Origin of the sequence: Pseudomonas sp. (assembly GCF_035554175.1) — a bacterium.
Lineage (GTDB): Bacteria > Pseudomonadota > Gammaproteobacteria > Pseudomonadales > Pseudomonadaceae > Aquipseudomonas.
On record NZ_DATMIV010000007.1, the window covers coordinates 78,069 to 104,132 of the forward strand.

The following is a 26,064-nucleotide window of genomic DNA, read 5'->3' on the forward strand; positions in this document are numbered from 1 at the left end:
GTGCGGGAGAGGGCTAGGGTGGGCGCACAACGATAACAAGGCTCAGCCGATGACCGCCATGACTCCGTGCCTGGATCGACCCGGATTTTTGCCCAGACTCTCTTCCCATCACCAGCCTCGCAGTCGCCTGAGCGCACCGCTGCTGACGTCGGCGGCGCGTGTCAGGCTGGTGTGCGCGCCCGCAGGCAGTGGCAAAACCGCTTTGCTCGCCGAGTGCCTGCTTCAGGTCCAGGCTGACTGCGAGACGATCTGGTTGCCGCTGGCGGGAGCAGCGCTCGGCTGCGAGGACTTCTGCCTGCGTCTGACGCGGGCGCTGGGCCTGGCCGATGATCTCGGCGAGAAGGGACTGACGGCGGCGTTGGCACGTTGGTCTCGGCCCACTTCGCTGTTTATCGACGATTACAGTCGCCTGCCCGATCCGGCTCTGGATGCTTTGCTGGATCGTCTGCTCGCGGTCAGCAGCCCGGCGCTCACATGGTGGATCAGCACTCGCCGCCGGCCACAGTGCAACTGGCCGCGGCTGTTGCTCGATGATGAACTGTACGAATCCGAGCGCGCCAGTCTGGCGCTGACCCACGCTGAAATTGTCGCGGTGTTGCGTCATTTACCGCCAGACCAGGCGGATCGTGTCGCGGCCCGCATCATTCAGCGTACCGGGGGGTGGTGCGCGGGTGCGCGCATGGCGCTCCTGCAACAGTGCGACTGGTCGCAAAACCTGCAGCCACAGCAGCGCGTCGACACCTTGCTGGATTATCTGCAGCACGAACTCTTCAGCAATCTGACGCCGGAACAGGACGAGGCATGGCGCGTGTTGGCCCACCTGCCACGGTTCAACGCGCAGTTATGCGAGCACCTGTTCGGCGCCGGCGAAGGCGCGCAGCTCTTGCATGATCTGCAAGTGCTGGGGTGTTTTATCGAGCCCTGGCAGGCGTCTGCCGACTGGCTGCAGGTCTCGCCGCCATTGTCACGAGTCATCCAGGAGTCGCACTGGCCGTGCGCGCGTTCCTGGCATCGGCGCACCTGTCAGTGGTTCACGACGGCGCAGGATTGGCGAGCGGCGTTCGAGCAAGCGTTGTTGGCCGAAGAATACGAAACCGCCGTGAGCCTGTTGCAACATTTGAGCTTCGAGGATTTGCTTGAAGATCAGACGGTTGTCCTGTTGTTGCGCTTGCATGAGCAACAAAGTCAGGAGCTGACACTGATGACCCCGCAGTTGATCGGGCTGGTCGCGGCGGCATTATTTTTTGCCGGCCGGCTCGAACAGGCCGCGCAATGCATGGCCCACTTCTCCCGCTTCATGCCGCAGCCGGCAGCGCATCTGGAGCAACAACTGCTCGCTCGTTGGCAAGCGCAACAAGGCTGGCTCTGTCACCTGCAAGGGCGGATGGAACCGGCGCGCGCCTGTTTCCAGGAGGCGTTGGCGGCGCTGGCCGGCGATGCCTGGCAGGATCGTTTGATGTGTCTGTCGGGGCTGACTCAGCAGGCGTTACTGTGCGGTGAACTCGATCAGGCCCATGCCCTCAACCGCGAAGCCCTGCGCCTGGCACGCGCCCATGGCTCCCTGCTGTTCGAAGGGTTGCTTGAGCTTGACCATGCGCAATGGCTCGAGCAGCGAGGAGCGCCCGCACGTGCTGAAAATCTGCTGGCGGACATCGAGCATCTGTTACGCCAGCGCACCCTGGTACCCACGCCACTGCTGGGCCGAATTGCACTTCGTCGAGGCCGTCTGGCGTTGTGCATGGGGCTTGAAGAACAGGCTGCCGAGCTGTTTCGCCGAGGCCTTGAAGACTGCCTGCGCAGTGAAGACAAGCGAGTCTTGTATGGCTATCTGGGGCAGGCTCAACTGGCCGGCAATCGAGGCGATTACGCCTGCGCGTTCGAACGCTTGCGCGAGGCTGAAAGGGTCATGCAGCAACGGCAGATTCCCGATACGGTCTATCGCGGTGCGGTACTGCAGGTCAGCAGCCAGTTCTGGTTGCAGCAGGGCCGCGCGCAACTGGCACATGAAACGCTGGGCAGGCTGTTACGACATTATCGCGGCCCCTCTGCTCTGCAGGCGCCGCCCGCGACGTTCGAGCTGATTACTCGTATCGAATACCTGCTGGCCTGCGCGCAGGCGCAATTGAACCCGGATGAAAACTGTCTGCCATGCATTGAACGATTGTTGAAAGAGGCCCAGACCAGAGGGAGGTTGACCGCGGAAACGGAATTGCTGCTGGCCTTTGCGCAACTGGCTGAATCGCGCGGCGACAGTGTGGCGGCGCAGCAGGCTTTCCAGCGGGCGGGGATGCTGGTGGAGCGCTGCCAGTTGCAGCAAGCCATGCGCGAGTGGGAATTACGCAGAGGCAGCGCAGGCGCGCAGATTCCTTTCTTGCAATGCGCGGACGGTGCTCATGCGCCGGGCTTGAGTCGGCGTGAACGCGAAGTGCTGATGTTGATTGCTCAAGGTGCCTCGAATCAGCAAGTCGCGGAAAAACTTTTTATCTCATTACATACAGTAAAAACTCACGCAAGACGAATTAACGGAAAGTTGGGCGTGGAGCGAAGAACCCAGGCCGTGGCGAAAGCAAAGTTGATGGGCATACTGGTCTAGTAATTTTTAATACTGGTGTCTGCAGATGGATCTGTTTTTCTGTAGTGCATGTTTTGTAAATTGTTTGAGCTTCATGCTGATTGAAAAAGAAACTACCTTGCAAACTATCTGCAGTGGCTGCAATCGCAGCTCTGGATAGTAAAACAAGGATAGGTCGTGATTAAGTTATTCAAGAGTCTGATGCGTAATACGCGGGGTGAACAGCTCACCTGGGCTGAGGAGTGGGAAAAGGCAAGCCGTGCTAAAGCGGATCTTTTCAAAATCGTCGAGGCCATGCCAAGCGTAAAGGATATCCTCCGTAACATGCTTGAAAGCGAGTTGAGGCGTCTGGGCAAAGTTGTCGATATCGATAATGTTTATGTCAATACGGATCCTGCTTTCCCTGCCAATGAAAATCGTCCTTCGGGAACGCTCTGGGATGTGACTGTTTATTGTCTGGATAATAATGTCAGCCCCGCTTACATCATGGGTGGTGACGGGGTGTTTTTTCTGCCTGACACGCTCAGTGAGCAATTCAAAGTCAATGTGCTCAACACTTTGATTGTCGAAGATCTGATCGCTGCTGTGGCATCCGGACTGGAAAAAACGCTGCGTACCGAGATCGCGAAGTTCTGGGCGGCGCCGGCGAAACCCGTTCGTCCGGGCAATCCATCGTGGACCAATAAGCAGGCTTTCACCGAGGCGTACGCCTTGGTCACCAGTGCCGAGTTATCGTTGGCGGTCATGGCCAACAGCTTCGATGCCTATCTGGGCGAGCGATTTGCGGACCTGCTCGACTCCGCGACTGGCCGGGGTGTGTTCGAAGTTCACCTGCAACCGCGCCAGGATTACCTCGCCTCATTGCAGCCGTGTTTCGTTCTGGACAATGCCGAGCGTCCGGAGACACAAATGCCTCTGGTGAACGAGTCCACCGGTTACCTTATGCACACCCCGGAAAACGGCTTCGAGTTTTTTGACAAGAACATCGATCTGCATAGCAAGCTGCAAGCTCGGTTGTCCCTTGGCGGCGATCAGATAAAGTATTTGAAAGCCGCGCAGAGTCTGTCTGCCTACTGTGTTGAGTCGCATATCAACGGTCAGCTTGAGAGTGTTTCGTCTCTTTGTCAGGGGCGTGACCAATTGGAAAGTACGCTGACGTCTGCACTGCAGGACAATCAGAACTTGCATGTGCTGCAGTACGGTTTTGATACGCGCTTTTTTCTCTTGTGGGCCGAATTGAAACGTACCGATTGGCCTCTTTGGTTGAAGGCCGCCGGCGGCAGTATTCAACAACAGTATTCCGAGCTTGAGGCATCCAAAGATAAGTACCAGGCCGATTACTCCAGCGTTTTCGAAACGTGTTTTTCGTTTAAGAATTATGTATTGCGTACATTCGCTGCATGGGCGGACCGGGTTCTCGGGGAGCAACTGAATCCCGAAACGATTAGCGTACATAGTTCGTACACCCTGCAAATTGCCGGTCGCACTATCGAGCAGGAAGAAACCCGGACGCTGACAGAGTTTATTGTTTTCGGTCTGCATGACAGCGGTTATAAAGCCAAGCTCACTATCACTGGTGCTCCCACCGGAAGTCGGCTGACGCCACTAGCCCTTGAGCAGTGGCTGGAGAATCGCAATCTTCGACTTGAGTTCACAGGCAGTCTCCCATTCTCGCCCTCTGTTGCTTACCAGCAGGCTTACCGTAACTATCTGTTCAGCCAGATGGAGTTTGCAGTGTTCGTGGCCCGTCATTCGGGAACGCTGGACTCCACTGATGCCAATATCATCGCCCGAGCCTTGGCGAATGACCCGGCGGTATCTATTAATGGGTTGAAAATCAGATTACACGGACCCGCGTTGAAAGATGTCCTGATTATTGCAGCCAGAGAATACGCTCCGTCGCTGATGTTTGTCAGAACGCCTGGAGGCGAATTCGAACTGCGAAAATTTTCCGATATTTACGCAGCGAATCGCTGGCTGGAGTCGGCGTTGTCAGCGAGCCGTGAATATGCAGCGTTGATGATTCATCCAGACTACCTGCACGGCGCTGGTGAGTTGCTCGGCAGTGCTCGCACACAGCTCAACTATCGCTACAAGCTTGATGGCCGAACGGTCGATCTTGCGCTGGATCCAAAAGCACCCTTGGCAGACTACGTCAATGTCGCTTACCGTGCCGAGGTCGCCCTGCACAAGGCCATTGCACCGGTCGGTTATCGGGCGCTTGGTGTCGAAGGCCGAAAGCGCTACTCCCGTTTGACGACGGAGCTCAAGGCGCTGTCGATGGTTGATGCGCGAGACAATGGATTTCCGACCTTCGAACAATTCACCCATGACTCGGTGAAGGCACAGATCGAAGATATCTTGCGTGCTCGCGGGGGGCATGTTGCGGTCAACCCTGACCATATAATCGTTCAGACCGAAGAATTTCGTAAGAGTGTGACTGACCTGCTGGTTGAGGGGCTCGCGTTTGAAGCGGTACATCCGGCCTACGAAACGAAATTCAGCCCGAAATATTATTTGGTGAATGGGCATCCCGCTGTTGAAAAACTGGACATCCGCGACCTTTCTTCGCTGTCGAAAACCTTTCGTCCCGGTGATCGTTATACCGCGCTGCTGAAAGAGCAGTATCAGGACAAGACTCATCCGGGTTACGCATTCAAACGCGCGGTACACGCCCGCAAAATTCGTTGTGAAATGCACTGCAATGCACTATCCGACTTCGTTAATGGAAGGTTGTCGTCGGAGCTTTTTTCGGCAGTGCAACACGTCATTGCTGATCTGAAAGAAAGTGGCGGCTATCAATCAATCCCTGATAACACCTTTGAAGGTGACATGGGGTTGTACAAGTTCAACATCGGCCCGTCGGGTTTGACCGCGGCTCGGGACCGCACGGTGGGTGGCGTCTATATATTCCGCCTGAAGCTGGCTTCAGGTTTCCATGATTTGCTCTATACGCCTGATGCGCCGGATCTTGTCAGCTTCCGGCCTGTCGCCGATTTCATTCCTTCGATTCGTTTCCGAAATGGCCCGTTCAGGGAGTACTACAGTGAGCGGATACTCCTGGTCGACCAAAAGGTGATCAGTGATTATTTCGACCAACTTGTTGCGACTGTCGATACCAGGCCGGTTATCCGCACACAGAATCGAGCAAAACTTACTGATTTGTTCACTTTCCATCACGAGCGCGTTCGCCGTGTGCTCAGTGATATCGATGAACGCACCATCAGTTTGAACGAAATAATCGCTGGTCTGATTTACGACAACCTGTTGAAAGCCGCGAACATCGTTAGCCTGCTGGTTCCCCCCGTGGGCACCGTCGTGGTGGCCGTGCAGATGATGAAAAGTATCTATGACGCGTCCCAGTCGCACAGGCGCGGTGACTATCGCGCTGCGCTGGGTCATGTACAAGACACCTTGGTCGGTCTGCTGACGTTGGGCAAGGCAGCGGCGGCGGGTGCCCCTGCCAAGGAAATCACCCATGCACAACGGTCGTTACTGAGTTTGTTCGAGGATGCGCGGACGGTCGCGGAAGTGGTTACTTATTACACCGGCCAGCAAGAGCCGCAAGAGATGTTGGTCGAGTTCTTCAAGACATTGATGGAGAGCGCCGATTCCAGTCTGAGTAAAACTACGGTTCATTGAGTGATTTCGAGCGTCTACTGCTCGTTCAATGCATAAGGGTATTTAGCGCTCATACCCCATCCGCCAACTTACGGCCCGCGTCGCCGCCAGCAATCGCTGCGCCGCCGGGCCGTTTTCGTCGGCGTGGAACAACGAAGTCGGACCGACGATGGTCAGCACCGCAGCGATCTGTCCGACTGCGTTGAACACCGGTGCCGATAGCGCATCCACACCCGGCAACAACAAACCATGCACGTGATGCAGGCCGCGCTCGCGAATCTGTTCACACAAGGTGGCGTAGGTTTGTTCATCCTTGAGCGGATGTTGCCCTACTGCAATTTCCTGCTCGCGCAATTCATCGGTTTCCCGATGCGGCAGGTAAGCGCTGAACACCAGTCCAGTGGACGAACTGAGCAGCGGCAGCACCGAACCCAATTGCGTTACCACCGTCACCGCACGCACCGCCGGTTCAATATGCACGACGGTTGCGCCCTGATTGCCCCATACCGCGAGGAAGCAGGTTTCGTTGAGTTCGTCACGCAACTCGGAAAGCGGCAGGGCGGCAACTTTCAATACGTCCATGCTGTTGAGCGCGGCCAGACCCACACGCAGCGCTTCACGACCGAGGCCGTAGTGATTGGTGGCGGCGTTCTGCTCGGCAAACCCGGAGGCAATCAACGCCTGCAAATAGCGATGCACCTTGCTCGCTGGCATCTGCACATGTTCGGCCAGACGCGACAGTGAAGTGGAGGGCGACAACTCGGCCAGAGCCTTGAGGATGTCAGTGCCCACTTCGGCGGAGCGGACTTTCTGTTTGCCGTTGCTGTCGCTGGTTTTTTCCATGGGGGCTGGCGGTTCCGGTTCGAATGGGCGTCTTTATAGCTTGACGCTGGATAGCGAGCAAATTACGTTATGCGTAATCAGATTACGATAATAACAACCCCGGCGTGCCAAGACCTCTGAGCCAGAGCGATGGGCCACTGCCGACTCCCTGTTCAGGAGGCTCCATGAACCTCGATTCAACCGCGCAGGCCCTGGTTTACCAGTCCGGCTTCGGCAACCAGTTCAGCACTGAAGCGTTGCCTGGCGCGTTGCCCGTTGGCCAGAACTCCCCGCAGAAAGCCCCTTACGGTCTCTATACCGAATTGTTCTCCGGCACGGCGTTCACCATGCCGCGCGGTGAAGCGCGGCGTACCTGGATGTACCGGATTCAGCCGTCGGCCAATCATCCAGCGTTCGTCAAACTGGAGCGGCAACTGGCGGGCGGACCGTTGGGTGAAGTGACTCCCAATCGCCTGCGCTGGAATCCGTTGGATCTGCCGACCGAGCCGACGGATTTCATCGACGGACTGATCAGCATGGCGGCTAATGCCGGTGCCGAAAAACCGTCCGGCATCAGCATCTATAACTACGCTGCCAATCGCTCGATGGAGCGCGTGTTCTTCAATGCCGACGGTGAGATGCTGCTGGTGCCACAACTCGGCCGTCTGCGTATCGTCACTGAACTGGGCGTGCTCGAAGTGGCGCCGCTGGAAATCGTGGTACTGCCGCGTGGCCTGAAATTTCGTGTCGAACTGCTCGATCCGCAAGCTCGCGGTTACCTTGCAGAAAACCACGGTGCGCCCCTGCGCCTGCCGGATCTCGGACCGATCGGCAGCAACGGTCTGGCCAACCCGCGGGATTTCCTCACGCCGGTCGCCGCCTATGAAAACCTGCAGCACCCGACCACCCTTGTGCAGAAATTTCTTGGCCAGTTGTGGGCCACCGAGCTCAATCACTCACCACTGAACGTGGTCGCCTGGCACGGCAATAACGTGCCGTACAAATATGACCTGCGCCGTTTCAACACCATCGGCACGGTGAGTTTCGATCATCCGGATCCGTCGATCTTCACTGTGCTGACCTCACCGACCAGCGTGCACGGTCTGGCCAACCTCGACTTCGTGATTTTCCCGCCGCGCTGGATGGTCGCCGAAAACACCTTCCGGCCGCCGTGGTTTCACCGCAATCTGATGAACGAATTCATGGGCCTGATCCAGGGCGAATACGACGCCAAGGCTGAAGGCTTCGTGCCAGGCGGCGCTTCGCTGCACAGCTGCATGAGCGCCCATGGCCCGGACGGCGAAACCTGCACCAGAGCGATCAATGCCGAACTGAAACCGGTGAAGATCGATAACACCATGGCCTTCATGTTCGAGACCAGTCAGGTGCTGCGCCCAAGCCGTTTTGCCCTCGACTGCCCACAATTGCAATCCAGTTACGACGCCTGCTGGGCTACGCTGCCCGCCACGTTCGACCCGACCCGGAGATAATCCATGACACAGAATTCCATCACCCGCAGCTGGGTCGCTTCGGCCAACGGTCACCGCGATTTTCCGTTGCAGAATTTGCCGCTGGGCGTGTTCAGCCGCAACGATTCGGCGCCGCGCGCTGGCGTGGCGATTGGCGAGCACATCTTCGATTTGCAAGTCGCCCTTGAGGCCGGTCTGTTCGACGGCGTTGCGCGCAGTGCGGTGGAGGCGATGCACGGCGGGCAAATGAATGCTTTCTTCGAACTCGGGCGCGAAGCTCGGGTTGCCCTGCGCGAACGCCTGATCGAACTGTTCAGCGAGGGCAGCACCCTGCGCGGCAGCATCGAAGCCCAAGGCGCGACAGTGCTGCCATTGGCTGCCGATTGCCAGATGCACCTGCCGGCGCGGATCAGCGATTACACCGACTTCTACGTCGGCATCGAGCACGCGCAAAACGTCGGCAAACTGTTCCGCCCGGATAATCCACTGCTGCCCAACTACAAGCACGTACCGATCGGCTACCACGGTCGCGCCTCAACCGTGCGGGCGTCCGGCACCGACGTGCGGCGGCCGAAGGGCCAGACGCTACCGGCCGGTCAGACCGAACCGGTGTTCGGCCCCTGCGCCCGGCTGGATTACGAACTGGAACTGGGCATCTGGATTGGCCCGGGCAACGAAATGGGCGATCCGATTGCCATTGGTGACGCCGCCGAGCACATTGCCGGTTTCTGCCTGCTCAACGACTGGTCGGCGCGGGATATTCAGGCCTGGGAATACCAGCCACTGGGACCGTTTCTGTCCAAGAGTTTCATCACCAGCGTCTCGCCCTGGGTGGTGACGGCCGAGGCATTGGCGCCGTTCCGCACGGCGCAACCGGCGCGCCCTGAAGGGGATCCGCAGCCATTGCCGTACCTGTTCGACAAGCGCGATCAGGACGGTGGCGCCTTCGACATCGAGCTGGAGGTGCTGCTGCTCACCGAAGCCATGCGCGAGCAGAACCTGCCGGCCCATCGCCTGACGCTTAGCAACACTCGCTATATGTACTGGACCGTCGCACAAATGGTCGCCCATCACAGTGTCAACGGTTGCCAGTTACAAGCCGGTGACCTGTTTGGTTCCGGCACTTTGTCCGGCCCGGAAAATGGTCAGTTCGGCAGCCTTCTGGAGATCACTGAGGGCGGTAAGAAGCCGATTGAACTGGCCTCCGGCGAAGTGCGCAAGTTCCTTGAAGACGGCGACGAAATCATCCTGCGTGCCCGTTGCGCTCGCGATGGTTTTGCCTCGATCGGCTTCGGCGAATGTCGCGGCACAGTGGTCGCGGCACGCTGACAGGAGCGGCTCATGGATCTTTATACCTATTACCGTTCCACCTCGTCGTATCGCGTGCGAATTGCGCTGGCGTTGAAGGGGCTCGATTACCAGGCGTTGCCGGTCAACCTGATCGCGCCGCCCGGTGGCGAGCATCGGCAAGCGGCGTATCTGGCGATCAATCCGCAGGGCAGGGTGCCGGCCCTGCGCACCGATGACGGTGCGCTGCTGATTCAGTCACCGGCGATCATCGAGTACCTGGAGGAACGTTATCCACAGGTGCCATTGTTGCCCGATGATCTGGTGGCGCGTGCGCAGGTGCGCGCTGTCGCGGCGCTGATCGGCTGTGATGTGCATCCGCTGCACAACGTCAGCGTGCTCAATCGCCTGCGCCAGGCAGGGCAGGATGAAACACAGGTGATGGAGTGGATCAGCCACTGGATCAGCCAGGGGTTGGCGACAGTGGAACTGTTGATCGGCGATAGCGGATTCTGTTTTGGCGAATGGCCGTGTGTGGCGGATGTATATCTGATCCCACAGCTGTATGCGGCTGAGCGATTCAACGTCAGCCTCGAGGCTTATCCGCGAATCCGTCGTGTGGCTGCGCTGGCGGCTGAACACCCGGCGTTCACAAAAGCCCATCCCGCCAATCAACCAGACACACCTTAGTCCTCTCAATGTGAGCGAGCCTGCTCGCGAAGACTGAATGTCAGTCGCTTTTCTTCAGCTCACACACCGCTTTGGCGAGCAGGCTCGCTTCCACACAGACTTTGTGTGGGCCATCAAGGATGGGGGCCAGCCTGCAGAAGGTGGTTAATGGACGACGGAGTCGGGCGGCAAATGGCCGAGACGTTCGGTCAAGCGCAGGCGCTGGATCGGGTCTTCACTGAGCAGCAGCGCGTGCTCCAGATCGAAGCGTTCGGCGTTGGGGCAGTCGAGCCGTTGATACAGACTGGCCCGGGCCATATAGTCGGCGGCCGTGGCGCCGCCTAGTTCGAGCACCCGTTCCGCATCGATCAGCGCGGCGATGAAATCGTCGTGGGTCAGATGCAATTGGCGCAGGTTGCGCGACAGGCGCTGGAGCATCTGCACAGGCGTTGCCGTCAGCAGATGCTCAGCGCTGAGTTGCAGGTTCGGCCCGTATTGGCGCTGCAACAGTTCGCGGCAGTCATTGGGATAGAGTCGCCGCCCGCCGCAAGGGTCGAGCAAATGGTCGGCACCGGGAACCCGCAGCAGAAAATGTCCGGGGAAGTTGACCCCGACCAAGGGAATCTCGAGCCCATGCGCCAGTTCCAGTGCGATCAACGCCAGTGCCAACGGCTGACCGCGTTGGGTCTGTAATACACGATGCAGCAACGCCGCCTGCGGGCGCAACGGCAGGAAATCATCCTGTGCAAAGCCCAGATCGACCATGCGCCGCAACAGCGGTTGCGCCAGTTCGCTGACCGGCAGCATCGGCAAGCCGTAGCTGACCCGTTGCTGCAAATCCTTGAAGCTGCGCAGCAGCGCGTCGGGCTCCACGGTTTTTTCATGCTCGGCGCCAATCCACAGCGCGGCCTCCAGCAGGGCGGGCGGTGAACGGTGCAAGCATTCGAAAAAGCGTTGGCGCGGACTCATCGACATCTCCCTCCAATGCCTCGTTTTAGCCCCGTCCGTGCTATTCGTCCAGTGCCTGGCCCGCGTACGTCAGATATACCGCAGGCGATTGTCCGCTCGGCGGCTTATTCCGGCACGCTCCAGCAATTTCCATGGGCAAGCCTATACTGGCGTTCTACAAGAAGTGATTCGGGAGCCTGTCGATGTTCGCTCTCATGCAAAGCACTCGCCTGGAATCGCTGCACCTGAGCGTTGATCCGGTCACCGGGTTGAAGGCGGTCATTGCCATTCATAACAGCCGTCTGGGGCCAGCCCTGGGCGGGTGCCGTTACCTGGCCTATCCCGATGACGAATCCGCCGTCGAGGACGCAATGCGCCTGGCGCAAAACATGAGCTACAAAGCGGCACTGGCTGGTCTTGCGCAGGGCGGCGGGGTGGCGGTGATTGTACGCCCGGTGCATGTCGAGAACCGCGCAGCGTTGTTTGAGGCCTTCGGTCGTTGCATCGAGCAACTCGACGGCCGCTACATCACTGCAATCGACAGCGGTACCTCCGTGGCGGACATGGACTGCATCGCCCAGCAGACCCGGCATGTTACCAGCACCACCTCGGCGGGCGATCCCGCGCCACACGCGGCCATGGGCGTGTTCACCGGCATTCGCGCAACGGCGATGGCGCGCCTGGGCAGCGATAATCTCGAAGGTTTGCGCATCGCGATTCAGGGCCTTGGCAATGTCGGTTACGCGTTGGCCGAGCAACTGCACGCGGCGGGCGCCGAGCTGCTGGTCAGCGATATCGATCACGGCAAGGTGCAACTGGCGATGGAGCAACTCAATGCCCATCCGATCGCCAACGATGCACTGCTCAGCACGCCGTGCGACATTCTCGCGCCCTGTGGGCTGGGCGGTGTGCTCAACAGTCACTCGGTTTCGCAACTGCGCTGTTCGGCTGTGGCCGGTTCGGCGAACAATCAACTATCCCATCTGGATGTGGCGGATCAACTGGAACGGCGCGGGATTCTTTATGCGCCGGATTATGTGATCAATGCCGGCGGGCTGATCTACGTTTCGCTCAAGCATCGCGGTGAAGCGTTGCCGATCATCACCGCGCATCTGTCGAAAATCAGTTCGCGCCTGACTGAAGTCTTTGCTCACGCGCAGGCGGAAAAGCGTTCGCCGGCGCGGGTGGCGGATGAGTTGGCGGAAAAGGTTTTGTATCGGTAAAAAGCAAAAGATCGCAGCCTTCGGCAGCTTCTACACTGGAATGCCTATTCCCTGTAGGCGCTGCCGAAGGCTGCGATCTTTTAATTGGGCGCGAATTACTTCGGCGCTTTCGCTGCTTTGGCTGGCTTCGCTGGCGCCTCACCAGGTTCTGCTGCCTCGGCTTTTTCGACCGGTTCGGCCGGCGCGTTGATCAGCTCCGACAGCGCGTCAGGCTGGCTCTTGAACGCCCGGGCGAATACATCGCGATTTTTCGCCATGTAGATGCCGGCTTCTTCGACTTGCTGTTCGGTCAGGGACGGAACGGCTTTTTGCAGCACATCGGCCAGATATTCGGCCAGTTCGAGCATTTTGTCATGACGATCAGCTTCGGCTTTATCCATGAACAAGCGCTCCAGATCTCGGCTGCTGCGGTATACCACTTCGACGGCCATTCACCACCTCACATGCCTTCACATTAAGTTGTCTTGACGACTACTGTATCCATATACAGCGAAAAGGATAAGCGAATCCCTGCGCCATGGGTAGTGGCTTTTCAATGTAGACCGGATTTGGCGTTTGTCAGGGGGGCGGTGTTGCTGTTGTTCGCGAGCAGGCTCGCTCCCACAGGGCTCGCTGTCAGAGGGATTGTGCAGAGCGGCGAGCCTGCGACCAAACGCCACGGCGCGTGTTTCGCGGCGGATCGCCATGATGCGTGGCCCTGAATCTGCATGAAAACCGTAGCAAAAGGGCGCGTGCGCAAAACCGTCACGTCCAATACGCATCATCCGCCCGAAACGGGCTAAGGAACTTCATCGTGAAAATCAACTGGGCCGAGAAACTGCGGCGTAACGTGCATCAACTGGCCGAGTCGCTGGGCAACCTGTTCGTCGAAACCTTTCACTACCTGGCGCTGTTCGCCATCGGTGCGGTGACGGCCTGGGCAGCGGTGATGGAGTTTCTCGGCATGCTCGAAGTCGGGCACATCAAGATCGATGACATCCTGCTGCTGTTCATCTACCTGGAACTGGGCGCGATGGTCGGGATTTATTTCAAGACCAACCACATGCCAGTGCGCTTCCTGATCTACGTCGCGATCACCGCGCTGACGCGGCTGCTGATCTCCAACGTCTCGCACCACAACCCGCCGGACATGGGCATCATCTACCTGTGCGGCGGCATTCTGTTGCTGGCGTTCGCGATTCTGGTAGTGCGTTATGCTTCGTCGCAGTTCCCGTCAGTGAAGATCGAGAACCCGCAGCGCAAGATCGGCACGGGCTCCAGCGAGCATCCCGAAGTCGAGAAAGGCGAGCTCTAAAGGCCCGCCGCCTGACCGGGCTGGCCTTTGACCCGAGGCGGTGGCGGGGTCAGCCCGGCACCGCTGGTCATGGCTTCGAGAATCGACATGGCGCTGTGGCCCTGCTCGATGGCGATGCCGAACTGGATGCTTTGCACCAAGCGTTTCAAACGCTCGGGATCATTGCGCTGTTCGGCGCTGATCATGCGCTTGGCCACGACGCGGCCGGCGTTGGACAGGGTCAGCATGATGCTGCCGTCCAGGCCCTGAATGCTCAGATTGATCTGATAGTCCGGCGCGAAGGCATCGGTAATGATTTGAAATGGGTTGTCCATGATGCGTCACCGCCTGATTGAACGTGCAGTTGTTGACCGGCCGTGATCGGATTTGGTTCGCCATACCAGACCACTGGCATCTCGTTCGCTGAGGTTCGCAATCTCCGTTTGCCTCAAAGGCGATATAGCAAGGGGCATGCCGGAAAAATTGTCGAACAATGAACACGGCGCAAAAGTCGGCGAGCACTACAGCTCGCCTTTTTTTATCGCGCGTTTTCAGGGCAGGAATGCGTCGATGAACGTTGTCAGTGCAAACCGGCAGATCAGCATTCCACCCAATTTACCGCCAGGCCGCCGCGTGAAGTTTCTTTGTATTTGTCGTGCATGTCGGCGCCGGTGTCGCGCATGGTGCGGATCACCCGGTCGAGAGAAATGAAGTGGTTGCCGTCGCCGCGCAGGGCCATCTGCGTGGCGTTGATCGCCTTCACCGCGGCGATGGCGTTGCGCTCGATGCACGGCACCTGCACCAGACCACCCACCGGATCGCAGGTCAGGCCGAGGTTGTGTTCCAGACCGATTTCGGCGGCGTTTTCCAGTTGCTCCGGCGTCGCGCCGAGCACGTCGGCAAGACCGGCAGCGGCCATCGCGCAAGCCGAGCCGACTTCACCCTGGCAGCCGACTTCGGCCCCGGAAATCGAGGCATTTTTCTTACACAAAATGCCGACCGCGGCCGCGCCGAGAAAGAACGCGACGACGTCGTCGTCAGAAGCATCCGGATTGAATTTCATGTAGTAGTGCAGAACGGCCGGAATGATCCCGGCAGCACCGTTGGTCGGCGCGGTGACCATGCGCCCGCCTGCGGCATTTTCTTCGTTGACGGCGAGGGCGAACAAGTTGACCCATTCCATCGCCGACAGGGTCGAACTGATCACATTGGGTTTTCCGATTTCCAGCAGGCTGCGGTGCAGTTTCGCCGCGCGCCGCGGCACTTTCAGACCGCCGGGCAGAATGCCTTCGTGACGCAGACCCTGCTCGACGCACTCACGCATCACCGACCAGATATGCAGCAGGCCCTGACGGATCTCGGCGTCACTGCGCCAGGCGCGCTCATTGGCCATCATCAACTCGGACACGCGCAGATTGTGTTGTTTGCACAGCCCGAGCAGTTCAGCTGCGCTGGAAAAATCGTACGGCAACACCACGTCGCTGGCCGGTGGCACACCGGACTCGGCTTCTGCCGCCTCAATGATGAAACCGCCGCCAACCGAGTAGTACGTTTGCGTGAACAGCTCGGCGGTTTCGCCAAAGGCTGTCAGCGACATGGCGTTGGGGTGGTAGGACAGGCTCTCGTCGAGCAGTAGCAGATCGCTCGACCAGTCGAAGGCAATCGCACGTTGACCGGCGAGGGGCAATTGCCCGGTTTCGCGCAGTTGCTGGATGCGTGGCTCGATGGTCGACGGATCGATACTGTCCGGCCACTCGCCCATCAGGCCCATGACCGTCGCACGGTCGGTGGCGTGGCCGACGCCGGTGGCCGACAGCGAACCGTACAAACGGATTACCACCCGCCGCACGTCATTGAGCAGATGCCGGTCGATCAGGGCCTGGGCAAACGTCGCCGCTGCACGCATGGGCCCGACCGTGTGGGAACTGGATGGGCCGATGCCGACTTTGAATAGATCGAAAACACTGATAGCCATGCTAAACCCTTACAAGCAATGGAGGAGGAATCGCTGCCATTTTTTGTCGGACAAGCGCAATGTCGGCGATACTGCCTGCGTCGGTCCGAGGTGACCAACGAAACTTCCTAAGACAGCCTTTAGCAGGACTAAACGATGAGTCGTCAATTGCATGCCCAGACGTACGTCTGGCTGCAGGTTTTTGCCTGTGCCGCGCGGCACCTGTCGTTCACCCGTTGTGCCGAAGAACTGCACATCACTCCGGGTGCGGTCAGCCAGCAGATTCGCCAACTGGAAGAGCGCCTGGGCTTTCGCCTTTTTCACCGACGCGCGCGCGGGGTCGAGTTGAGTGCAGAGGGCCAGCGGCTGGCGATTACCGTCAACGAAGCGTATGGCAGTATCGATGCCGAGCTGCAGCGGCTGGACGCCGGGATGATCAGCGGCACGCTGCGGCTGCGTTCGATCCCGTCGTTTCTCAGCAAGTGGCTGACCCCGCGTCTGCCGCGCCTGCAACAGCGTTTCCCGGACATCCAGTTGCGCCTGGTGGCCGAGGACAGCAGCGTGCCGTTGCATGAAGGCGATTTCGATCTGGCCATCGACCTCAACGATGGCAGTTACCCCGGATTGTTATCCACAGCACTGCTCGACGAGCAGATTTTCCCGGTGTGCGCGCCAGGCCTGCTGCGCGGGAGGCCGCCGCTGCACGGGCCGGCGGATCTGGTGCATTTCCCGCTGCTGCACGACATCACCGCCTGGCGAGGCAGTTATGAATACGCGGAATGGGAGTTCTATTTGAATGCCATCGGTTTCGAAGGCGCGGATGTGCGGCGTGGGCATACCTTCAATCGCAATCATCTGACCATCGAAGCGGCGATTGCCGGCATGGGCGTGGCAATTGCCCGGCGTACGCTGCTCAACGATGAGCTGGAACGCGGGACTTTGATCGTGCCGTTCGGCCTGTCGGTGCCGAACCATAAACGCTATGTGCTGCTGTATGCGCCTGGAGCGTTGAGCCACCCGGGCGTGCGCGCAGTGCATGACTGGCTGGTGGAGGAAGCGGGGATTTTTCGCAGCCTGCATCCCCTGAACGACGGTCAATTGTGAGTAGATTTTGCCGGGAGGCGAGGCGAGTCAACTCCCGACCTTACCAGCGCCTCACTCGGTTGTCCGGCTTTTTTTGCGAATGAATATTTTTCTTTTTTCAGGGGTTGAAATGTTCGGCAGTCGGGCCGATTGTTGTAACCAGGAGGTCAGGAAATTCAACTCAAGGCCTCCAGCGAGCTAGCTGAAATAAGGGATGAACTATGCAAATCCAAGTCAACAGCGATAACCATATTCAAAGCAGTAAGCGACTGGAGGAGTGGGTACGTACAACTATTGAGAGCACGCTCGACCGTTATGAAGAAGACCTGACCCGTGTCGAAGTCCACCTGAGCGACGAGAACGGCGAGAAACCAGGTCCCCATGACTTGCGCTGCCAACTGGAAGCGCGACCAAAAGGCCACCAACCGATTTCCGTGACCCACAAAGCCGATTCGCTGGAACAGGCGATCGATGGAGCTGCCGAAAAACTCGAGCACAAACTGGAGCACTTGTTCGGCAAACTGCGAGGCAAGCCACGCGCTGCGGTAGTGCCATTTAGCGGCAAAGCCAATGACAAGCTGTTGGCAGAAGAATTTGACGAGAACGAACAGGCAGCGATCAACAGTTGAGGCGCTGATTTCATAAGCCACCCAATAAAACGGGCCTGCGAATGCAGGCCCGTTTTTGTTTAGTGGTTACGCAACCCTCGCCCCAGCCCTCTCCCGGAGGGAAAGGGGCCGACCGAGGCGTCTGAGGAGATACATCGACCTGAACGACCGAGTGAGCAGGCGCCCGGCAATCGGATGCTTTTGCGTATGAGAATATTTATCATTAATATCGCTCGCCTGTAGATCCGGCTTGTCAGCCGGACGTTTTTCGTTTCAGGGTCGAAACATGAAAGGCAAATTCACCAGTACCGAGCGTGATTCTCGCGATTGTCTCGGGGGACGCTCGCGCTGGCAGCAGGCGCCGGGCAAGTCCGACCGCTTCGAATCGCGAACCCTCGATGCACAAACCGGAGCCCAGGTGCAGGGCCGGGAAAGCCTGGGCGCAGTGCTGAGGTGCTGATCGGCCTGCCACCGGAATCGCGCGACGACGAAGCGCGTGGAGCGCGTGCGCATTTTCTGCAGGTGTTTCTGTCCCAGCGTGCGCAGATGGAAGCGCTGGTGAACCGGCGAGTCGGTTGTCGAGCGACGGCGGCAGATCTGGTGCAGGATCTGTTTCTGCGTTTCTGGCGCCGGCCGCTGGTGCAGGTCGAGGAGCTCAGCACCTACCTGCTGCGCTGTGCGGGCAACATCGCCATCGACCATTTGCGCAGTGAGGGCGCACGCTCGCGGGTTAACGAAGGCTGGCAGCCGGACGAGCCCGACAGCTACGGCAGCGAACCCCAGGCAGCGCTCGAAGCTGGCAACGATCTGCGCCATGTCGAAGCGGCGTTGCGCGCTTTGCCCGAACGTACCCGGCAGATTTTTCTGCTCAATCGCATTCACGGGCGCAAATACGCCGAGATCGCCGAGGCCATGGGCCTGTCCCAAAGTGCCGTGGAAAAACATATGATGCGCGCCCTCGAGGCCTGCAAGGCCAGCCTGCGCGAACCCGCGCCACGCCTGCCAGGGAAAGCACCGTGAAGCCATCAGACACGATCGTACCGACGCCGGCCCAAGAGCAGGCTGCGCTCGCCTGGCTGAGCCTGTTGCATGACCGCCCGACTTGCGGCGATCAACTGACGTTCAGTCAATGGCTGCGCGCCGACCCGGCCCACGCCCAAGCGTATGCGCAGGCGCAGGTGATCTGGGAATTGAGCGAAGGCCCGGCGCGCACCCTGGCTGACGAAGACGCACTTGCCCTGCAAGGTTACCTGCAAGCCATGGATCGCCCGCGTCGCTCACCGCTGTTGCGTTGGTCCGGCGCGTTGGCGATGGCGGCGTGCCTGCTGCTGATGGTCGGGGTTGGCAGCGGCTGGCAGGCACAGCGCTGGATCGACGATTTGCGCGCCGATCATGTCTCGGCGCCCGGCGAAATCCGCACGCTGACCTTGACCGATCGGTCGCAAGTAACCCTGGATGCCGACAGTGCGATTGCCGTGGATTTCAGCCATGGCCAGCGGCGCGTGGAATTGATCCGCGGCGCCGCTTTTTTCAGCGTCAGCCACACCGGCGAACCGTTCGTGGTGGCGGCGCAGCAGGGCGAGGCGCGGGTGCTGGGTACGCAATTCGAAGTGCGTCGGCAACCTCACGGTGCGCAAGTGACAGTGTTGTCAGGGCGTGTCGCGGTGACAGCGCACGATCATGGCGAACCGCAGATTCTCGGCGCCGGCCAGCAAGTCGCCTACGCTGACGGCGCGGCGGGAAAACTGCATGCCGTGGACAGTGAAGCGCAACTGGCCTGGCGGCAGGGTTGGCTGACGTACTACAAGGCAACGCTGGCCGATGTCGTGGAAGATCTGCGTCGTTATTACCCAGGGCGGATCGTTGTGCTCAACGATGAGCTGGCGGCGCGCAAGGTCAGCGGCAGTTTTCCGAGCAAGGATCCGCAGGTGGTGCTCAATTCGCTGCAGGGGGTGTTGGGGTTTGAGCAGCATCGGGTGTTGGGGCAACTGATTATTTTGCGCTGAAGCAGCAAAGATCGCAGCCTTCGGCAGCTCCTACATTCGAACGCGATCCCCTGTAGGAGCTGCCGAAGGCTGCGATCTCTTGATCTTCAAAATTATTCTCACTCTATGGTGAGGTAACTCCGGGCCCCATCCGTGTAGTGACTGAAACTGCGAGCCATTCGCATCCGTTGCGGTTCTACACAGGTCATTGAGCAATGAAGTCCAGGGCAAAATCCGGTTCGGTCAAACAGTGGTTAAGCGTGTCGGCGTTGAGTTTTTCCGTGTCGGCGCTGTTGCCGATGAGCGTGGCGCAGGCCGCTGAAACGGTCAGCAAACAGTCGCAGCAGTTCAATTTTGCCTTGGCCGCCAAACCACTGCCGCAAGCGTTGAGCGACTTCAGCCGCGTGACCGGGCAGAGCGTGGTTTACACCGATGATGCGCCGTACGGCCTCAATGCTCCGGCAGTCAACGGCCAAATGAGCGCCGAGCAGGCGCTGCAACGCTTGCTCGGCAACACCGGCCTGAGCTATCGCCGTACCGACAGTCACACCCTGGCGCTGGAGCCGACCCCGACCGCAGGCGCGCTGAATCTTGGCGCCACAACCATCACCTCAACTCGCGATGAATCGACGAGTTATCAGCCGCCGCAGACCAGTTCGGTGATGCGCTCATCGGCATCGCTGCAAGAGATCCCGCAAACCGTCAATGTCATCCCGGCGCAGGTCATCCGTGATCAGGCGCCGCGCAATCTCGACGACGCACTGGCCAACGTCAGCGGCATCACTCAGGGCAACACCTTGGGCAGCACACAGGATTCGGTGATGACCCGCGGCTTCGGCGATAACCGCAACGGCTCGATCATGCGCGACGGCATGCCGCTTGTGCAGGGGCGGGGGATGAACGCCACCGTAGATCGTGTTGAAGTGCTCAAAGGCCCGGCCTCGTTGCTCTACGGGATTCAGGATCCGGGCGGTGTGGTCAATCTGGTCAGCAAGAAGCCTGAACTCACTCAATACAACGCCCTGACCCTGCGCGGCTCCACTTATGGCGACGGCAAGAACGGCAGCGGCGGCGCCTTTGACAGCACCGGCGCGCTGGGCGATTCCGAGTTCGCCTATCGCATGGTCCTCGATCATGAAGACGAAGATTACTGGCGCAACTTCGGCACGCACCGCGAGAGCCTGATCGCACCGTCGCTGGCCTGGTTCGGCGAAAGCACCAAGCTGTTGTTCGCCTACGAGCATCGCGAATTTCTCACCCCGTTCGACCGTGGCACCCTGATCGATCCACGCACCAATCATCCGCTGGACATCTCGCGCAAGGAGCGTCTCGATGAGCCGTTCAACGACATGGAAGGGCGCTCGGATCTGTACCACTTTGAAGCCGACCACCAACTCAACGACGACTGGAAAGCTCACTTCGGCTACAGCTGGAACCGCGAAACCTATGACGCCAGCCAGGTTCGCGTCACCGCGATCAACACCCGCAACGGCACACTGACGCGCAGCATGGACGGCACACAGAACGCGATCAGCACCGACCGTTTCACCACCGCCAGCCTCGAAGGCAAAGTCAATGTGCTGGGCATGCAACATGACCTGGTGTTTGGCGTCGACGATGAGTACCGCAAAATCTACCGCGAGGATCTGATCCGGCAGAAAAGCCTGAGCACCTTCAGCTACCTCAATCCGGTCTATGGCCGCGAAGTGATGGGCACCACCGTCAGCGCGCCCGACAGCGCCCAGACCGATGAACTGCGCAGCGACTCGGTGTTTGTCCAGGACTCGATTCACCTCACCGATCAGTGGATTCTGGTCGCCGGCGGACGCTTTCAGGCGTACGACCAGTACGCCGGCAAAGGCGTGCCGTTCAAGGCCAACACCGACAGCAACGGCCAGAAGTGGGTGCCGCGCGCCGGTCTGGTGTATCGCTACACGGATGCGTTGTCGTTCTACGGCAGCTACACCGAATCGTTCAAACCCAACTCGACCATCGCCCCGCTCAGTGGCAGCAGCACCGTGCTCGACGGCAGCATCGCACCGGAAGAGGCCAAGTCCTGGGAGCTGGGTGCGCGGCTGGACATGCCCGGCAGCATCACCGGCAATATCGCGCTGTTCGACATCAAGAAACGCAACGTGCTGGTGGCCAACTCCGAAGGTCCGACAACGATTTACAGTGCGGCGGGCGAGGTGCGTTCCCGTGGGTTGGAAGTCGACCTGAGTGGGCAACTCAGCGAGCACTGGAACCTGATCGGCAGCTATGCCTACACCGATGCCGAAGTCACCGAAGATCCGGATTACAAAGGCAAGCGCCTGCAGAACGTAGCGAAGAATTCCGGCTCGCTGTCGGCGGTGTATGACTTCGGCAATGTGTTTGGCGGCGATCAGTTACGTGTCGGGGCGGGCGCGCGCTATGTCGGCGAGCGTGCCGGCAACGCGGTGAATGATTTTGACCTGCCGAGCTATACCGTGGCGGATGCGTTTGCCACTTACGACACCACGGTTGAGGGGCAGAAGGTCAAGTTTCAGTTGAACGTGAAGAACCTGTTTGACCGCACGTATTACACCTCTTCGGCGAGCCGCTTCTTTGTCTCGATGGGGGATTCGCGGCAGGTTTCCTTGTCGAGCACTCTGGAGTTTTGAGTCAACGTCAAAAGATCGCAGCCTTCGGCAGCTCCTACATTTGGAATGCGTTTCCCCTGTAGGAGCTGCCGAAGGCTGCGATCTTTTGACCTTTTAACGCAAAAACGCCTGCCGATAATCGCCCGGCGTCCCACCTAAAACCTGCCTGAACCGGTTAGTAAAATGACTGGCACTGGCAAACCCGCACGCCAGTGCAATCTCACCCAACGGCAACGCCGTCCCGCGCAGCAACTCCCGCGCCCGGCTCAAGCGGCGCGCCAGTACGTACTGATGCGGCGGCAACCCGAAGCTGACGCGAAACATCCGCGCAAAGTGATATTCCGACAGCGCACACAACCCGGCCAGCTGCCCGAGGCTGATCGCTTCGCTCAACTGGCTGTCGATGAACTCCGCAAGCTGCCGACGCTGATGCGGCGCAAGCCCGCCCTTCAAACGCAAGCCCTGGCGCACGCCTACCTGGCTGAGCAACGTGTGGCTGATCAATTCGTGGGCGAGGCTGCTGGTCAGCAAGCGCTCGGCCGGTTCGTCCCAGTTCAGCGTCAGCAACTGCCGGAAGCGTTGCGCCTGTTGCGGATCTTCGAGAAAGGTCTGTTCGCGCAACTGCATCTCGCGCGGTTCGCGATCAAGCAAAGTGACGCAACCGAGGGCGAATTGTTCGGCACTGAAATACAGGTGTGCGAGGCGGATATCACCGTTGATCACCCAGCCGGACTGGTGATCGGCCGGCAGGATGCACAGCTTGTCCGGTCCGCCTGTTTGACCGGGCCGGTCGCGGCGGAACGTGCCGGTGCCACCCGCGATATAGCAGGACAACGTATGGTGGGACGGCGCTTCATAATCCTGTGCATCGTGGTGGTTGGTCCACAAAGCAGCAGACAAGCCGTCACCGAGTTCGGCGCTGTGCACCAGGCGTGCGTTCGGCGAGCTGTTCAACGCTTGAAAAACTTGCAGGGTATCGATGGCGGCCATGACAGATTCTCTTCAACGCCTTGCATCCTACTCCGTAGATGTCGCGCTGCCAGCCTGCCGCCAGACAAAAGCGCAAGATTGTGCAAGCGTGGATGCGCACTCGAGGCAGACACTCAGGGCCTGTTAAGGGAGTGTTGCCATGAACCTGTCGTTGTACTTGCTGACCGTGCTGATCTGGGGCACCACCTGGATTGCCCTTAAATGGCAATTGGGCGTGGTGGCGATTGCGGTGTCGATCGTTTATCGGTTCGGCCTCGCCGCGCTGGTGTTGTTCGCACTGTTGTTGCTGAGCCGGCGCCTGCAAGCGATGAACCGGCGTGGACACCTGATCTGCGTGGCACAGGGCTTGTGCCTGTTCTGCGTCAACTTCATGTGCTTTCTGACCGCCAGCCAGTGGATTCCCAGCGGCCTGGTCGCGGTGGTGTTCTCCACCGCGACGCTGTGGAACGCGCTGAATGCGCGGGTGTTCTTCGGCCAGCGCATTGCGCGCAATGTGCTGATGGGCGGCGCGCTGGGGCTGCTCGGGCTGGGGCTGTTGTTCTGGCCGGAGCTGGCCGGGCATCAGGCCAGTCCGCAAACGCTGCTGGGACTTGGTCTGGCTCTGTGCGGAACCCTGTGTTTCTCGGCGGGCAACATGCTCTCGAGTTTGCAGCAGAAAGCAGGACTGAGGCCACTGACCACCAATGCCTGGGGTATGGCTTATGGTGCGGCGATGTTGTCGGTGTGGTGTCTGGTCAAGGGCGTTCCGTTCGACATGGATTGGTCGCCGCGTTATGTCGGGGCATTGTTGTATCTGGTGATCCCCGGTTCGGTGATTGGCTTCACCGCTTACCTGACGCTGGTCGGGCGCATGGGGCCGGAGCGTGCGGCCTACTGCACGGTGCTGTTCCCGGTGGTGGCGCTGAATGTGTCGGCGTTTGCCGAGGGGTATCAGTGGACGGCGCCGGCCCTTGGCGGGTTGGTCATGGTGATGCTGGGCAATGTCCTGGTGTTTCGCAAAGTCAGAGCGTTGCAATCGCCGACGCAGGCAAAGTTGGCTTGACTGAAGTGAGCGCCGAAGTTCAGCGCTCGACTTTCAAGGTAATGTAAATCATTGCCGGAAAAATGAAGTCGACAATATGCCTTGCCCAGTCTTTGGCATTCCATGATTGCGAAGTGTCCATGTCGAACCACTCGACGCCGACGGTTTGCAGGCACACGTAATAAATGAAGATGGCGACCAGTATTCCCATGATCGAGAACTTCTTGGCTTCATGGAACTCTTCGGCCGGCGCATTGACGTAGCGGTATAACTGATAAGTGCCTATCAGGCAAAGCACCGTGTAAATGACTTCCATGGTGATGATGAACCAATAGATGCGGTGATGGATCATGGGCGAATCGATTGCTCGGTACATGATGTTTTCGCTGGCATTGGTAGTGTCCATGCTGAGAATGTGCGCGACGTAAGTGTAATTTGATTCGTAGTCGGTGAAGTTGTGGAACATGACCAGCAGGCCAAAGAAACTTATATAGGCCATCAAGATGACTTTGCTGTAACGAATGAGTTTGTCGGTGGTCAGGGTGTTCACGGGATGTGCTCTCCATGGCAATCAATCAGTTAGTTGATAAGTTGCGAGAGCATATAGGGCGGGTGCTTGGTCTGGCTTTGTTGTTCGGTTGCAAGTTATGTAAGGGGGAATATATACCGGGCCAGCGCATTCGTGCGCTGGCCCGTTGTTTTATCCGCGCCAGACTTGCGGGTTGACCAGATCCTGCGGGCGTTCGCCGAGCAGGGCGCTGCGCAGGTTGGCCAATGCGCGATTGGCCATGGCTTCGCGGGTTTCATTCGTCGCCGAGCCGATGTGCGGCAGGGTGACGGCGTTACTCAACTGGAACAGTGGCGATTCGGCCAGCGGTTCTTTTTCGTAGACGTCCAGGCCTGCGCCACGGATGCGCTGGTTTTGCAGAGCTTCGATCAGCGCGGGTTCGTCGACCACCGGGCCGCGAGAGATGTTGATCAGAAAGGCGCTGGGCTTCATCAGCGCCAGTTCGCGATGACTGATCAGGTGACGGGTCTTGTCGCTGAGTGGCACCACCAGGCAGACGAAATCCGCTTCGGCCAGCAATTGATCCAGGCTGCGCATTTGCGCACCCAGTTCCTGTTCCAGTGCGGTCTTGCGGCTGTTGCCGCTGTAGATGATCGGCATGTTGAAGCCCAGGCGGCCACGGCGCGCGACGGCGGCGCCGATGTTGCCCATGCCGACGATACCGAGGGTCTTGCCGTGCACATCGCTGCCGAACAACGGCGCACCGACGCTGGCTTGCCATTGGCCGGCCTTGGTCCAGGCGTCAAGTTCGGCGACGCGGCGAGCGCTGCTCATGATCAGGGCGAACGCCAGGTCGGCGGTGCTTTCGGTGAGCACGTCCGGGGTGTTGGTAAGCATGATCCCGCGTTCGTTGAAGTAGTCGAGGTCGTAGTTGTCGTAGCCGACCGAGACGCTGGAAACCACTTCGAGTTTTGTTGCGTTTTCCAGTTGCGCGCGGCCGAGTTTTCGACCGACGCCGATGAGGCCGTGGGCATGGGGCAGGGCTTCGTTGAACTGGGCGTTGATGTCACCGTTCTTCGGGTTGGGGACGATGACGTCGAATTCTTCTTGCAGGCGTTCGATCATGGGCGGGGTGATGCGGCTGAAGGCCAGGACTGTTTTTTTCATTGGGCTTGGGCTCGTCGGGGCTTGATTGCAAGCACGCTATCATTTTCTCGCTTGGGTTGTCTTGGCGGCGTCCGGGCCGGCCATGCCTTGGGTTTGTCTGGTGTGAATATCCGTTGCTTCGGTAGCGGCTGCTGGCGGTTTCGCCCTTACGGCGAGGCACTTTTTCCAGACGCCGAAAAAGTACCCAAAAAGGCTTGCTCCTGCGTTCGGCCCTCGCAGGCTCGGGTTCCTTCGCTGCGGGAT

General features: G+C 59.3%; 22 protein-coding genes and 1 pseudogene. 14 read left to right on the forward strand and 9 right to left on the reverse strand.

Annotated features, from left to right (window positions below):
• Window positions 1-49: 49 nt before the first annotated feature.
• Window positions 50-2,593, forward strand: coding sequence for a helix-turn-helix transcriptional regulator (locus VNV36_RS03085; protein WP_325716131.1), 2,544 nt, complete (start codon window positions 50-52; stop codon window positions 2,591-2,593).
• A gap of 156 nt (window positions 2,594-2,749) precedes the next feature.
• Window positions 2,750-6,214 (forward strand): dermonecrotic toxin domain-containing protein, encoded by a 3,465-nt coding sequence (locus VNV36_RS03090; protein WP_325716133.1) that lies wholly within the window; start codon window positions 2,750-2,752, stop codon window positions 6,212-6,214.
• A gap of 42 nt (window positions 6,215-6,256) precedes the next feature.
• On the opposite strand, the gene VNV36_RS03095 is transcribed toward VNV36_RS03090, so the two are convergent.
• Entirely contained in the window at window positions 6,257-7,036 is a 780-nt protein-coding gene (locus tag VNV36_RS03095) for an IclR family transcriptional regulator (RefSeq protein WP_325716135.1), read from the reverse strand.
• 164 nt (window positions 7,037-7,200) lie between these two features.
• Between VNV36_RS03095 and hmgA the strand changes: the two genes are divergently transcribed.
• From hmgA to maiA, 3 genes are read left to right on the forward strand one after another with little or no spacing between them, the layout of a single operon-like run.
• Window positions 7,201-8,505: a homogentisate 1,2-dioxygenase gene (hmgA, locus tag VNV36_RS03100; protein WP_325716137.1), complete on the forward strand. Its 1,305-nt coding sequence runs from the start codon at window positions 7,201-7,203 to the stop codon at window positions 8,503-8,505.
• 3 nt (window positions 8,506-8,508) lie between these two features.
• Window positions 8,509-9,813, forward strand: a complete 1,305-nt coding sequence (gene fahA / locus VNV36_RS03105; RefSeq protein ID WP_325716139.1) for a fumarylacetoacetase — start codon at window positions 8,509-8,511, stop codon at window positions 9,811-9,813.
• Window positions 9,814-9,825: 12 nt separating this feature from the next.
• Entirely contained in the window at window positions 9,826-10,461 is a 636-nt protein-coding gene (maiA, locus tag VNV36_RS03110; RefSeq protein ID WP_325716140.1) for a maleylacetoacetate isomerase, read from the forward strand.
• Window positions 10,462-10,605: 144 nt separating this feature from the next.
• Here maiA and VNV36_RS03115 read toward each other — a convergent pair whose 3' ends face one another.
• Entirely contained in the window at window positions 10,606-11,409 is an 804-nt protein-coding gene (locus VNV36_RS03115; protein WP_325716141.1) for a SirB1 family protein, read from the reverse strand.
• Between the two features lie 182 nt (window positions 11,410-11,591).
• Here VNV36_RS03115 and VNV36_RS03120 point away from each other — a divergent pair, with 182 nt between their 5' ends.
• Window positions 11,592-12,611, forward strand: a complete 1,020-nt coding sequence (locus VNV36_RS03120; RefSeq protein WP_325716142.1) for a Glu/Leu/Phe/Val dehydrogenase family protein — start codon at window positions 11,592-11,594, stop codon at window positions 12,609-12,611.
• A gap of 176 nt (window positions 12,612-12,787) precedes the next feature.
• Here the strand turns inward: VNV36_RS03120 and VNV36_RS03125 are convergent.
• A pseudogene (locus tag VNV36_RS03125) lies at window positions 12,788-13,042 on the reverse strand (YebG family protein); the annotation flags it as partial.
• Between the two features lie 362 nt (window positions 13,043-13,404).
• Between VNV36_RS03125 and VNV36_RS03130 the strand changes: the two are divergent.
• A complete protein-coding gene (locus VNV36_RS03130; protein ID WP_016771633.1) occupies window positions 13,405-13,905 on the forward strand; it encodes a phosphate-starvation-inducible protein PsiE in 501 nt (166 codons plus the stop codon).
• On the opposite strand, the gene VNV36_RS03135 is transcribed toward VNV36_RS03130, so the two are convergent.
• Window positions 13,902-14,219, reverse strand: coding sequence for a DUF3509 domain-containing protein (locus VNV36_RS03135; protein ID WP_325716145.1), 318 nt, complete (start codon window positions 14,217-14,219; stop codon window positions 13,902-13,904). The genes VNV36_RS03130 and VNV36_RS03135 overlap by 4 nt on opposite strands.
• Before the next feature lie 263 nt (window positions 14,220-14,482).
• On the reverse strand, window positions 14,483-15,859 hold the full coding sequence (locus VNV36_RS03140) for an L-serine ammonia-lyase (protein WP_325716147.1): 1,377 nt from the start codon (window positions 15,857-15,859) through the stop codon (window positions 14,483-14,485).
• Window positions 15,860-15,994: 135 nt separating this feature from the next.
• On the opposite strand from VNV36_RS03140, the gene VNV36_RS03145 reads away from it, so the two are divergent.
• From VNV36_RS03145 to VNV36_RS03170, 6 genes are all read left to right on the forward strand, one after another.
• On the forward strand, window positions 15,995-16,942 hold the full coding sequence (locus VNV36_RS03145) for a LysR substrate-binding domain-containing protein (protein WP_325716149.1): 948 nt from the start codon (window positions 15,995-15,997) through the stop codon (window positions 16,940-16,942).
• 200 nt (window positions 16,943-17,142) lie between these two features.
• Window positions 17,143-17,550, forward strand: a complete 408-nt coding sequence (locus tag VNV36_RS03150) for an HPF/RaiA family ribosome-associated protein (protein ID WP_325716151.1) — start codon at window positions 17,143-17,145, stop codon at window positions 17,548-17,550.
• A 265-nt stretch (window positions 17,551-17,815) separates the two neighbouring features.
• Window positions 17,816-17,989, forward strand: a complete 174-nt coding sequence (locus tag VNV36_RS03155) for a hypothetical protein (RefSeq protein WP_325716153.1) — start codon at window positions 17,816-17,818, stop codon at window positions 17,987-17,989.
• A complete protein-coding gene (locus VNV36_RS03160) occupies window positions 17,983-18,549 on the forward strand; it encodes an RNA polymerase sigma factor (protein WP_325716155.1) in 567 nt (188 codons plus the stop codon). Before VNV36_RS03155 ends, VNV36_RS03160 begins: the two co-directional genes overlap by 7 nt.
• Entirely contained in the window at window positions 18,546-19,535 is a 990-nt protein-coding gene (locus tag VNV36_RS03165; protein WP_325716157.1) for a FecR family protein, read from the forward strand. Before VNV36_RS03160 ends, VNV36_RS03165 begins: the two co-directional genes overlap by 4 nt.
• A 194-nt stretch (window positions 19,536-19,729) precedes the next feature.
• Window positions 19,730-22,156, forward strand: coding sequence for a TonB-dependent siderophore receptor (locus VNV36_RS03170; RefSeq protein WP_325716160.1), 2,427 nt, complete (start codon window positions 19,730-19,732; stop codon window positions 22,154-22,156).
• A gap of 93 nt (window positions 22,157-22,249) precedes the next feature.
• Here VNV36_RS03170 and VNV36_RS03175 read toward each other — a convergent pair whose 3' ends face one another.
• Window positions 22,250-23,125, reverse strand: coding sequence for a helix-turn-helix transcriptional regulator (locus tag VNV36_RS03175; protein ID WP_325716162.1), 876 nt, complete (start codon window positions 23,123-23,125; stop codon window positions 22,250-22,252).
• A gap of 139 nt (window positions 23,126-23,264) precedes the next feature.
• Between VNV36_RS03175 and VNV36_RS03180 the strand changes: the two genes are divergently transcribed.
• Complete coding sequence (locus VNV36_RS03180; protein ID WP_325716164.1) at window positions 23,265-24,167, forward strand: DMT family transporter; 903 nt, start codon at window positions 23,265-23,267, stop codon at window positions 24,165-24,167.
• Between the two features lie 19 nt (window positions 24,168-24,186).
• Here the strand turns inward: VNV36_RS03180 and VNV36_RS03185 are convergent, their stop codons facing one another.
• The 3 genes from VNV36_RS03185 to VNV36_RS03195 form a co-directional block, all read right to left on the reverse strand.
• Window positions 24,187-24,696 carry a DUF2165 family protein gene (locus VNV36_RS03185; RefSeq protein ID WP_325716166.1) on the reverse strand — a complete coding sequence of 170 codons (510 nt, stop codon included), beginning with the start codon at window positions 24,694-24,696 and terminating at the stop codon, window positions 24,187-24,189.
• Between the two features lie 150 nt (window positions 24,697-24,846).
• Window positions 24,847-25,821 (reverse strand): 2-hydroxyacid dehydrogenase, encoded by a 975-nt coding sequence (locus VNV36_RS03190; protein WP_325716168.1) that lies wholly within the window; start codon window positions 25,819-25,821, stop codon window positions 24,847-24,849.
• Between the two features lie 39 nt (window positions 25,822-25,860).
• Window positions 25,861-26,064, reverse strand: a 204-nt coding sequence (locus VNV36_RS03195; protein ID WP_325716170.1) for a hypothetical protein, incomplete at its 5' end; no start/stop codon positions are given.

Coding starts and splice junctions, on each gene's coding strand:
- VNV36_RS03085 (WP_325716131.1), top strand. CDS start 50: ATGACCGCCATGACTCCGTGCCTGGATCGACCCGGATTTTTGCCCAGA.
- VNV36_RS03095 (WP_325716135.1), bottom strand. CDS start 7,036: ATGGAAAAAACCAGCGACAGCAACGGCAAACAGAAAGTCCGCTCCGCC.
- hmgA (WP_325716137.1), top strand. CDS start 7,201: ATGAACCTCGATTCAACCGCGCAGGCCCTGGTTTACCAGTCCGGCTTC.
- fahA (WP_325716139.1), top strand. CDS start 8,509: ATGACACAGAATTCCATCACCCGCAGCTGGGTCGCTTCGGCCAACGGT.
- maiA (WP_325716140.1), top strand. CDS start 9,826: ATGGATCTTTATACCTATTACCGTTCCACCTCGTCGTATCGCGTGCGA.
- VNV36_RS03115 (WP_325716141.1), bottom strand. CDS start 11,409: ATGAGTCCGCGCCAACGCTTTTTCGAATGCTTGCACCGTTCACCGCCC.
- VNV36_RS03120 (WP_325716142.1), top strand. CDS start 11,592: ATGTTCGCTCTCATGCAAAGCACTCGCCTGGAATCGCTGCACCTGAGC.
- VNV36_RS03135 (WP_325716145.1), bottom strand. CDS start 14,219: ATGGACAACCCATTTCAAATCATTACCGATGCCTTCGCGCCGGACTAT.
- VNV36_RS03140 (WP_325716147.1), bottom strand. CDS start 15,859: ATGGCTATCAGTGTTTTCGATCTATTCAAAGTCGGCATCGGCCCATCC.
- VNV36_RS03145 (WP_325716149.1), top strand. CDS start 15,995: ATGAGTCGTCAATTGCATGCCCAGACGTACGTCTGGCTGCAGGTTTTT.
- VNV36_RS03150 (WP_325716151.1), top strand. CDS start 17,143: ATGCAAATCCAAGTCAACAGCGATAACCATATTCAAAGCAGTAAGCGA.
- VNV36_RS03155 (WP_325716153.1), top strand. CDS start 17,816: ATGAAAGGCAAATTCACCAGTACCGAGCGTGATTCTCGCGATTGTCTC.
- VNV36_RS03170 (WP_325716160.1), top strand. CDS start 19,730: ATGAAGTCCAGGGCAAAATCCGGTTCGGTCAAACAGTGGTTAAGCGTG.
- VNV36_RS03175 (WP_325716162.1), bottom strand. CDS start 23,125: ATGGCCGCCATCGATACCCTGCAAGTTTTTCAAGCGTTGAACAGCTCG.
- VNV36_RS03180 (WP_325716164.1), top strand. CDS start 23,265: ATGAACCTGTCGTTGTACTTGCTGACCGTGCTGATCTGGGGCACCACC.
- VNV36_RS03190 (WP_325716168.1), bottom strand. CDS start 25,821: ATGAAAAAAACAGTCCTGGCCTTCAGCCGCATCACCCCGCCCATGATC.